The following is a 9,513-nucleotide window of genomic DNA, read 5'->3' as shown; positions in this document are numbered from 1 at the left end:
GTTTTCAAAGAACTCGTTTGTCGCTTCATTTGCGACTTCCTTATGTTAGCATCTCTTCTTTTTGATGTCAACTAAGTTTTTTATTTCTTTTTTCGCTTTCTGCATGTTTTGCATCAGCGACGGTTATTAATATAGCATGTTAAAACATGAAAGGCAATACTTTTTTTGTTTTTTTATAAAAAGAGCGAATTCCTTCTTTTCACTTCATATAATGAAACAATACCTCCCCTTAGTACACGCAAATTTATTACTTATAAAAACAAATAGGTGATAGCTACATCACAGGAAACGAAATCATAAGGAGGAATACATATGGAATATACAGATTTATTACTAAAGCTCGGTCTATCCGCTGTATTAGGATTTGCAATTGGCCTAGAACGAGAACTAAAAAGAAAACCACTCGGATTAAAAACTTGCTTGGTTATTTCTATTATTAGCTGTCTTCTTACCATCGTTTCCATTAAGGCTGCTTATAATTTACCTCATACGAATCATCTCAATATGGATCCATTGCGGCTTGCTGCTCAAATTGTTTCAGGAATTGGTTTTTTAGGTGCTGGCGTTATTTTACGAAGAGGAAATGACAGCATTGCAGGATTGACTACTGCCGCCATGATTTGGGGAGCTTCTGGTATTGGAATTGCAGTTGGAGCTGGTTTTTATATCGAAGCAGTTTTCGGCATGTTTTTTCTTATGATAAGTGTAGAATTAATCCCTTTAACAATGCAATTTCTAGGACCCAGGTCATTACGACAACGAGATATCGCTGTTAAACTTGTTGTGCGCAATATGAATAATATTTCAACTGTTATCGAAGAAATTAAAGCTATGGATATAAAAGTAAAGAATATGAAACTGAAAACATTAGAAAATAGCTCACACCTGTTACATTTAAAACTATCCGTGGATCAAAAAACACATACAACCGATGTTTACTACACCTTACAACACCTCGATAGTGTCCAACAAACAGAAGTTGAAAGTATTTAAATACCTCCTACTGACTTTTTGTCACTATACAGAACAGAATTGAAAAGAAGATCAATCTCTACGTGGTAGAGAGAGTAATCTTCTTTGATTATTTTTTTAGGTGTTTTTCTTTTTTTGATAATGGTAACAATGATTATAGCTTTATATGTAGGAGGAGAAATATTTTGAAACCACCAGCAAACCTAATAGACACCTTTCGTGATTCTATTATTTTTCGATTAATTTGTTTTATTGTTATACTCACTACAGTTTTTGGCTTTATCATATATAAACTAGAGCCTACATATTTTTCTACATGGTTAGATGGTATATGGTGGTCTCTCGTTACAATTTTTACTGTTGGTTACGGTGACTATGTCCCTCATACACCTATAGGAAAAATAGTCGGTATGCTTTTAATTTTATTAGGGACAGGCTTTTGCTCTTATTTTATGATCTTATTCGCTACAGAAATGATGAATAAGCAATATATGAAGATCACAGGAGAGGAGGCAGCTTCTTCTAATGGTCATATGATTATTGTAGGTTGGAATGAAAGAGCAAAACAAGTTGTAAGTCAAATGTCTACATTAAATCCAAATCTGGATATTGTCTTAGTAGATGAAACACTTTCCTTGCTCCCAAAGCCATTCCATCATCTAGAATTTATTAAAGGATGCCCACATCACGATGAAACTTTGTTAAAAGCCAACATAAAAACAGCACATACCATTTTAATCACAGCAGATAAAGAAAAAAATGAAACTTTAGCGGATACGCAATCTATTTTAAACATTTTAACCGCAAAAGGATTAAATCCACATATTCATTGCATTGCTGAACTCTTAACCTCAGAACAAATTCAAAATGCAACAAGAGCAGGAGCGACGGAAATTATAGAAGGAAACAAGTTAACCAGCTATGTTTTTACTGCTTCTCTTTTATTCCCGTCTATTTCAGGTGTATTGTTCACGCTCTATAACGAGCTCTCAGAAAGTAAATTACAGTTAATGCAGGTGCCACCATCATATGTTGGAAAAACATTTGAAGGATGTAGTAATTTCCTTTTAAAACAAAATATTCTGTTGCTGGGTGTAAAACGCGATGAACAATTTCATATTAACCCTGTTCGCACATTAGTAATTCTTAAAAGTGATATTTTGATTGTCATTCATCATTGATAAGATGTCTTTCTATTTCTTGCACGAATGCTTTACCAATCTCTATATACTTTCTTTTTATATGCCCATCAGCATCTTTCGGTTCTGCAAATTGATCTAATCCGCTTGTTCCAGCTGCAAACATGTTTACTTGATCATCTAGTTCGTCTTGATACACATGCGAAAGAAGATAAGGTGTTCCAAGACGAACGACCACACCTGGAACATCAAGCTCTCCTTCCACAGCTGTAAATGGCAATCTTAAAAATTGATATCCATCTTCTTCATCCAGTTTGTAATCAAAGCATCCTTTATCATACTCCCAATTTCCACCTATATTGTAGCCAAGCGGCTTTAACGTTTCCTCTAGTTGATAAAGAGCATATAGACGACCTTCTAAATCGGATTGAATCGGAATCATATCATTCACCCTTCTAATACATTTTTCATTAGCATACCCGTTCTAGTAAGAATATATTGGTGATTCATACCGTCAAAAGAAAAAAACTGTTAGGGACATGCCCTAACAGTTTTCTTTATTTTAAACGCTCTTCCAATTCTGCTTTTAGTTCTTCGAATCCTGGTTTTCCAAGTAAAGCAAACATGTTTTTCTTATATGCTTCGACACCTGGTTGATCAAATGGATTTACACCTAATAGATAGCCACTCATCGCACATGCTTTTTCGAAGAAATATACAAGGTAACCGAATGTATACTCATTTAATTCTGGAATATTAACGATTAAGTTTGGCACGCCGCCATCACTATGTGCTAATAATGTACCTTCGTACGCTTTTGTATTTACGAAGTCCACCGTTTTCCCAGCAAGATAGTTTAAACCGTCTAAATCGCTCTCATCTAATTCAATTGTTAGTTCATGTGTAGGTTTACCTACTTTTAGAACTGTTTCAAATAAGTCACGACGTCCTTCTTGGATGTATTGACCTAATGAGTGTAAGTCGGTAGAGAAATTTGCTGAAGATGGGAAAATACCTTTTTGATCTTTTCCTTCACTTTCACCAAATAGTTGTTTCCACCACTCAGCAAAATATTGAAGTGCTGGTTCATAGTTAACAAGCATTTCAATCGTTTTCCCTTTGTTATATAACGCATTTCGTACAACCGCATATTGATAAGCTGGATTTTCTTCCAGTTCTGATTTTGCAAAATCATTGCAACCAGCCGCTGCCCCTTGCATCATTTCTTCAATGTTTAAACCACTAACAGCAATTGGCAATAATCCAACTGGCGTTAATACAGAGAAGCGTCCACCAACATCATCTGGAATTACGAATGTTTCGTAACCTTCTTCGTCAGCTAATGTTTTTAAAGCGCCACGCGCCTTATCTGTCGTTGCATAAATACGTTTACGCGCTTCTTCTTTTCCGTATTTGTCTTCTAATAATTTACGGAATAAACGGAATGCGATTGCAGGTTCTGTTGTTGTACCTGATTTGGAAATTACGTTAATAGAGAAGTCTTTGCCTTCTAGTACATCCATTAAATCTTTCATATAAGTGGAGCTAATGTTTTGTCCAACAAATAGCACTTGTGGAGTTTTACGTTGTTCTTTAGAAAGCATATTGTAGAAAGAATGGTTTAACATTTCAATTGCTGCACGTGCTCCTAAGTAAGAGCCACCAATACCGATAACAAGTAAAATGTCAGAGTCATTTTTAATTTTTTCAGCACATTTTTGAATGCGAATAAATTCTTCTTTATCATACGCAAGGGGAAGGTCTACCCATCCAAGGAAATCGTTCCCAGCCCCAGTTTTTTCATGGATTGCATGATGTGATACCTTTACTGCATCACGTAAATAAGTTAATTCGTGTTCACTGATGAACGATAATGCTTTAGAGTAATCGAACGTTACATGTGTGCTCATCTTTTTCCCTCCAATTATGTATATGTATTTCTGTATTCACTTTAGCGAAACTAAAGTTGTAAATCAAGCGATTGACGAATTGTAAACGCAACCAATCATTATTTTTTGAAAAATGTTCATTTTTCGTATAAAAACCGGTATTTAGGGGTATAGATGTATACATGTCATATACTATATATTTTTTATGTATAAAAACAGCAAAAGAAAAACATTCTATAAACGAGTTAAATCGCATAAAGGTTTACTCATGTTCTACATTTAAGGAGGGCTATTTAAGATGAGTACTTTACAACGAATCGCCTTAGTATTCACTGTAATCGGTGCCGTCAACTGGGGACTTATTGGATTTTTTCAATTTGACTTAGTAGCAGCTATTTTTGGCGGACAAAACTCTGCTCTCGCAAGAATTATTTATGGCATTGTCGGTATTTCTGGGCTCATTAATCTCGGGTTATTATTTAAACCATCTGAAAATCTAGGTACACACCCAGAAACGCATGAAATTCGATAATCAGTATGTCATTCTTCTCATCCGACATACGAATATGATTGCTTGCAATCATATTTGCTAAATATATATCATAACAAAGTAAAAGAGGAATGCTCATGAGCATTCCTCTTTTACTTTGTTATGTCCGATTCTTCTATCCACTCTGTTAACTTCTCACGCAATGTATGAAATCCTTTTGCGGATGGATTGGGCACAAGAACTTTCCCTTGTTTTCTTTTTGCTGCTTTTAATGATAAACTCATCTTTTTGTGCTCTTCATCAACGGAAAGTACCTTTACTTCTACTGTATCTCCGATTTTTAAATAATCATGAACATCTTTTACATACCCATTTGTAATTTCAGATATATGCACAAGACCTTGCGTTTCATCATCCAATGCTACAAATGCGCCGTAATCTTGAATTCCAGTCACTTTCCCTTTTACAATCACTCCTGTTGTATATTGTTCTGACATATGAAACACTCCCATACGTTTACCATTTTTTCCTGCTACTATTCCGTAGCTAAGCATCCACTGAGAACTTATAAAGAATAGATAGATGCTATTAACTTTAAATAATTGCTTAGCGAAATCTTAACTAAGAACCCCCTGATATTAGTAAATTATACCATCCCCTCTTCTTTCATTCAAAATTCATAAAAAAATCCCCTCTAATACGTATATTTTTCAAATATTGGGATAGAATACTAACACATGGCTTTCTAGTATTCCCCCCCTTTTATGGACAAAACGTATTCTGTTTTGTCCTTTTTTTATTCTCCACAAAACGTTTCATTCTGTTCATAGCTTCCATAAGTTGCTCAAGTGAAGTCGCATAAGAACAACGAATAAACCCTTCACCACTTTCACCAAACACACTACCTGGTACAACCGCAATTTTTTCCTCTATCAATAATTGCTCGGCAAATGCCGCTGAAGACAATCCTGTTGAAGAAATAGAAGGAAATACATAAAACGCACCACCCGGTACATGACATGTTAATCCCATCTCATTTAACGACTGTGTCATAAAGTTGCGGCGCTTCTTGTAACTGTCTCTCATTCGAATAACTTCATCATTCCCGGACCGAAGCGCTTCGAGCGCAGCAAACTGTGACATTGTTGGCGCGCACATCATAGAATACTGATGAATTTTTAACATGAATGATGAAAAATGAGTAGGAGCTGCAATCATCCCAAGACGCCATCCTGTCATTGCAAATCCTTTTGAAAATCCAGAAATTAAAATCGTATGATCCCTCATATTCTTTATGCTAGCAAAACTTGTATAAGCTTCATCATAGACAAGCTCCGCATAAATTTCATCTGATAGAACAATTAAATTATATTTTTCTACAATTTCTGCTAACTTTTCTAATTCAGATTTGTTTAAAAGCGCCCCTGTTGGATTATTTGGAGAACAAAGCAAAATTGCTTTCGTCTTTGTTGTAATCGCTGCTTCAATTTGTTCTGGCTGTACTTTAAATGCGTTCTCTAAAGATGTTGCAACCGGTATTGGAACGCCCCCTGCCAATGTAACAAGGGGGGCATATGACACAAAACTCGGTTCTATAATAATCACTTCGTCACCAGGATTCACAATCGCACGCATGGCCACATCTAGCGCTTGGCTTGCTCCAACTGTCACAATAATTTCGTCATTTGGATCATAAGAAACTTCAAATTGTTTTTTTAGATACTTTGCTATTTCTTGACGTAGTTCTAATAATCCTGCATTTGCCGTGTATGCTGTATACCCTTCTTCTAACGAACGAATACAGGCTTTCCTTACATTCCACGGTGTCACAAAGTCAGGTTCTCCAACACCAAGTGAAATAACACCTTTCATTCCTGCTGCTAAATCAAAGAACTTGCGAATACCAGATGGCTGTAAAGACTCTGCTGCTCTAGATAGTTCAAACTGCTTCATGGTGTCACCACAATTCGTTTATCATCATCTGTATTTTCATAAATAATTCCCTCATGTTTATATTTTTTCAAAATAAAATGAGTTGTTGTTGAAACGACTGATTCAATTGTTGCTAATTTTTCAGAAACAAATGTCGCTACTTCTGCCATCGTTTTTCCTTCTAATGTAATTGAAAGGTCATATGTCCCTGACATTAAATATACTGATTTCACTTCTGAATAACGATATATTTGTTCAGCAACCGCATCAAACCCAACTCCATGCTTCGGCGTTACCTTTACATCAATCATTGCCGTTAAACCAGTGTGCTCTTTCACCTTTGTCCAATCAATATGTGTCACATAGTCTACAATAATGTTTTCACTTTCTAATTTTGCAACCATTTTTTGTGCTTCTTCAACCTCTATATTTAACATTTTCGCTAAAGTTTCTACAGATAAACGACTGTTTTTTTCAAGACATACTAACAATTCCAATTCTTTTTCAGTCATCACATAACTCATCCTCTCTTTTGTTTGTTTTTAAATTATACAGACACTCTTTTCTATTTGAAAAGAAGATTTTTTTAGAGAATTATGTAAAAATAAAAAGGAAAGGGGATGAGTTGATGAAACCAAAAGTATACATCGCTGAACGTATACCAGTATTTGTAGAAAAATATTTATCTGAACACTGTGAATATGAAAAGTGGAATCGCGATGAAAAGATTTCTCGTGACGTTTTATTAGAAAAAATAAAAGATAAAGATGGCTTACTGAATTTCGGAGCAAAGATTGATGAAGAATTATTACAAGCAGCTCCTAACTTAAAAGTTGTGAGTAATATTTCTGTCGGTTATGATAACTTCGATTTAAAAGCAATGAAGAGAAGAAATGTAATTGGAACAAATACACCATATGTATTAGACGATACAGTAGCTGATCTTGTTTTTGCTCTTATGCTATCAGCTAGCCGCCGCGTATGTGAACTTGATTCTTATGTCAAAAATGGGAATTGGGATACTGAGATTTCAAAAGATCATTTTGGAGTAGATGTCCATCACCGTACAATTGGCATTATCGGTATGGGACGTATTGGAGAAGCAGTTGCCAAGCGAGCAAACTTCGGCTTCGATATGGACGTTTTATACCACAATCGCCGTCGTAAAAAAGAAGCTGAACAGAAATTTAACGCTACATACTGTGAACTAGATACACTGCTGAAACAATCTGATTTTGTTGTCCTTTTAACTCCATTAACTGCTGAAACATATCATCTCATTGGCGAAAACGAATTCTCGCTTATGAAGGAAACAGCGGTTTTCATTAATGCTTCTCGCGGAAAAACAGTAGATGAAGCGGCGTTAATTTCTGCCTTACAACAAAAAAAGATTTTTGCAGCTGGTATTGATACCTTTACACAAGAACCGATTGAAAAAGACAATCCACTTTTATCTCTACAAAATGTGGTTACTTTACCTCATGTTGGGTCAGCAACATTAAAAACGAGACAACAAATGGCAAAAGTAGCTGCTGAAAATTTAGTTGCAGGCTTACAAGGGAAAACACCACCTAATATTGTACACGAGTAAAAGGCAAAATGGACTTCCATCTTGCCTTTTACTCGTGTACATAAATATTTTCTTATAAGGAGATGATATGAACAAAAAATGAATGGAGTGACAAAAAATGAAACATGAATTCAAATGTCCCTATTTCACTTTTTCCACTCGTGGCATAACTGTTCATTATGAATTGTATGAGCATTATAATAAAAAAGAACGGCCTACTTTCGTACTCGTTCATGGTTTCCTCTCTTCTTCATTTAGTTATCGGCGATTAATACCTTTACTAGCCCAAGAAGGCACAGTAATTGCCCTTGATTTACCACCGTTCGGGAGAAGTGATAAATCCAATCACTTCAAATACTCTTACCATAACTTAGCAACCATCATTATCGACTTAATAAAACACTCGAAATTTTCTAACATCATTTTAATTGGACACTCCATGGGGGGACAAATCTCTCTTTATGTGAACCATATATGTCCTGACTTAATAAAAAAAACGATTTTACTATGCAGCTCCAGCTACTTACATCGCGCTACTTTACCTCTTATTTATTCTTCTTATTTACCATTTTTTCACCTATACGTGAAGAAATGGATTACAAAAAGAGGAATTGTTCATAACTTAATGAATGTTGTTCATGACCATTCTTTAATTGACGATGAAATGATGGAAGGCTATGCTGCTCCCTTTTACGATAATCGAATATTCCCTGCTTTAACGCGAATGATTAGAGATCGGGAAGGCGATTTACCATCGACCGAATTACGTAAAATTCAAACACCTACTTTACTGATTTGGGGAGAACAAGACCGCGTTGTTCCCATTCAAATTGGACAACGACTTCATAAAGATTTGCCAAATTCTCAATTCATTTCATATGAAAACACAGGGCATTTACTACCTGAAGAAAAACCAGAACACATTTATGAGGAAATTATTTCTTTTGTTGCAAATTGAACTCCCCCTCCTTCACTTCGTTTAGAAGAGGGGGTTTTACTAAAGTGAAACTTTAATCAATGTTTTTTCTTCATCCCCTACTCATTATACCCCTTCACCACTCGGGCTGTTACGGACAATAAGCCCCCCTCTCTGAATCTTTGAATGAGAGTCTTACTGCCCTAAAATAGCGGGATCAAATATAGCTACCAAAGTAAGAGCAGCTATATTGAACAACTTCCGCCCTCTTTTAAAATAAGCAACTGTTCTGCTAACTTTTCACATTTTTCTAACGGAGGAACTTCTTCAAACGACATAAAATATATATGTTGAATTTTTTTCGCAATATATCTTGGATCATCAAACGCACTTACTACATATACAACATCACTTGCTTCTGTTTCATAAAACTCCGCTCCCATTTGAAACGGATCCCAGTTTTTTACCAGCTCCACCATTCTTTCATATGCACCCATTTACTTCCCGCCTTTTTCTCGTTTTCATGCTTTCCTTTATCGTATCACATCATATATGCTAGAAGAAGAGTAGGAATTTTCATAAAATGTAGTTTTATAGCAGAAAGG

11 protein-coding genes are annotated in these 9,513 nt (G+C 35.5%); 5 read left to right on the top strand and 6 right to left on the bottom strand.

Annotated features, from left to right (window positions below; translation table 11 throughout):
* The first annotated feature begins 312 nt into the window (after positions 1-312).
* Both MR056_RS16010 and MR056_RS16005 read left to right on the top strand, forming a co-directional pair.
* Positions 313-993, top strand: coding sequence for an MgtC/SapB family protein (locus tag MR056_RS16010; RefSeq protein WP_012095962.1), 681 nt, complete (start codon positions 313-315; stop codon positions 991-993).
* A 164-nt stretch (positions 994-1,157) separates the two neighbouring features.
* A complete protein-coding gene (locus MR056_RS16005; RefSeq protein ID WP_012095963.1) occupies positions 1,158-2,153 on the top strand; it encodes a potassium channel family protein in 996 nt (331 codons plus the stop codon).
* On the opposite strand, the gene MR056_RS16000 is transcribed toward MR056_RS16005, so the two are convergent.
* Both MR056_RS16000 and MR056_RS15995 read right to left on the bottom strand, forming a co-directional pair.
* On the bottom strand, positions 2,140-2,553 hold the full coding sequence (locus tag MR056_RS16000) for a YugN-like family protein (protein WP_012095964.1): 414 nt from the start codon (positions 2,551-2,553) through the stop codon (positions 2,140-2,142). The genes MR056_RS16005 and MR056_RS16000 overlap by 14 nt on opposite strands.
* A gap of 115 nt (positions 2,554-2,668) precedes the next feature.
* Positions 2,669-4,021 (bottom strand): glucose-6-phosphate isomerase, encoded by a 1,353-nt coding sequence (locus tag MR056_RS15995; RefSeq protein WP_048723165.1) that lies wholly within the window; start codon positions 4,019-4,021, stop codon positions 2,669-2,671.
* Positions 4,022-4,298: 277 nt separating this feature from the next.
* Between MR056_RS15995 and MR056_RS15990 the strand changes: the two genes are divergently transcribed.
* Positions 4,299-4,532 carry a DUF378 domain-containing protein gene (locus tag MR056_RS15990; protein WP_002124440.1) on the top strand — a complete coding sequence of 78 codons (234 nt, stop codon included), beginning with the start codon at positions 4,299-4,301 and terminating at the stop codon, positions 4,530-4,532.
* Between the two features lie 110 nt (positions 4,533-4,642).
* Here MR056_RS15990 and yugI read toward each other — a convergent pair whose 3' ends face one another.
* The 3 genes from yugI to MR056_RS15975 form a co-directional block, all read right to left on the bottom strand.
* Positions 4,643-4,987: a S1 domain-containing post-transcriptional regulator GSP13 gene (gene yugI / locus MR056_RS15985; RefSeq protein WP_041810098.1), complete on the bottom strand. Its 345-nt coding sequence runs from the start codon at positions 4,985-4,987 to the stop codon at positions 4,643-4,645.
* 265 nt (positions 4,988-5,252) lie between these two features.
* Positions 5,253-6,443, bottom strand: coding sequence for an aminotransferase (locus MR056_RS15980; RefSeq protein ID WP_012095967.1), 1,191 nt, complete (start codon positions 6,441-6,443; stop codon positions 5,253-5,255).
* Positions 6,440-6,937: an Lrp/AsnC family transcriptional regulator gene (locus MR056_RS15975; protein WP_041810100.1), complete on the bottom strand. Its 498-nt coding sequence runs from the start codon at positions 6,935-6,937 to the stop codon at positions 6,440-6,442. Before MR056_RS15975 ends, MR056_RS15980 begins: the two co-directional genes overlap by 4 nt.
* Positions 6,938-7,050: 113 nt before the next feature.
* On the opposite strand from MR056_RS15975, the gene MR056_RS15970 reads away from it, so the two are divergent.
* Positions 7,051-8,013, top strand: coding sequence for a 2-hydroxyacid dehydrogenase (locus MR056_RS15970; protein ID WP_012095969.1), 963 nt, complete (start codon positions 7,051-7,053; stop codon positions 8,011-8,013).
* 97 nt (positions 8,014-8,110) lie between these two features.
* Positions 8,111-8,950, top strand: coding sequence for an alpha/beta fold hydrolase (locus MR056_RS15965; RefSeq protein ID WP_048723168.1), 840 nt, complete (start codon positions 8,111-8,113; stop codon positions 8,948-8,950).
* A gap of 203 nt (positions 8,951-9,153) precedes the next feature.
* Here the strand turns inward: MR056_RS15965 and MR056_RS15960 are convergent, their stop codons facing one another.
* On the bottom strand, positions 9,154-9,405 hold the full coding sequence (locus MR056_RS15960) for a DUF1871 family protein (protein ID WP_012095971.1): 252 nt from the start codon (positions 9,403-9,405) through the stop codon (positions 9,154-9,156).
* Between the last annotated feature and the right edge of the window lie 108 nt (positions 9,406-9,513).

Origin of the sequence: Bacillus cereus group sp. BfR-BA-01360 (assembly GCF_022663595.1) — a bacterium.
GTDB classification, from domain to species: domain Bacteria; phylum Bacillota; class Bacilli; order Bacillales; family Bacillaceae_G; genus Bacillus_A; species Bacillus_A cytotoxicus.
This window is presented reverse-complemented; position numbering and strand designations above follow the sequence as displayed.

What these genes read in the sequence shown, in the direction of transcription:
- MR056_RS16010 (WP_012095962.1), top strand. Translation starts at nt 313, where the DNA reads ATGGAATATACAGATTTATTACTAAAGCTCGGTCTATCCGCTGTATTA.
- MR056_RS16000 (WP_012095964.1), bottom strand. Translation starts at nt 2,553, where the DNA reads ATGATTCCGATTCAATCCGATTTAGAAGGTCGTCTATATGCTCTTTAT.
- MR056_RS15995 (WP_048723165.1), bottom strand. Translation starts at nt 4,021, where the DNA reads ATGAGCACACATGTAACGTTCGATTACTCTAAAGCATTATCGTTCATC.
- MR056_RS15990 (WP_002124440.1), top strand. Translation starts at nt 4,299, where the DNA reads ATGAGTACTTTACAACGAATCGCCTTAGTATTCACTGTAATCGGTGCC.
- yugI (WP_041810098.1), bottom strand. Translation starts at nt 4,987, where the DNA reads ATGTCAGAACAATATACAACAGGAGTGATTGTAAAAGGGAAAGTGACT.
- MR056_RS15980 (WP_012095967.1), bottom strand. Translation starts at nt 6,443, where the DNA reads ATGAAGCAGTTTGAACTATCTAGAGCAGCAGAGTCTTTACAGCCATCT.
- MR056_RS15970 (WP_012095969.1), top strand. Translation starts at nt 7,051, where the DNA reads ATGAAACCAAAAGTATACATCGCTGAACGTATACCAGTATTTGTAGAA.
- MR056_RS15965 (WP_048723168.1), top strand. Translation starts at nt 8,111, where the DNA reads ATGAAACATGAATTCAAATGTCCCTATTTCACTTTTTCCACTCGTGGC.
- MR056_RS15960 (WP_012095971.1), bottom strand. Translation starts at nt 9,405, where the DNA reads ATGGGTGCATATGAAAGAATGGTGGAGCTGGTAAAAAACTGGGATCCG.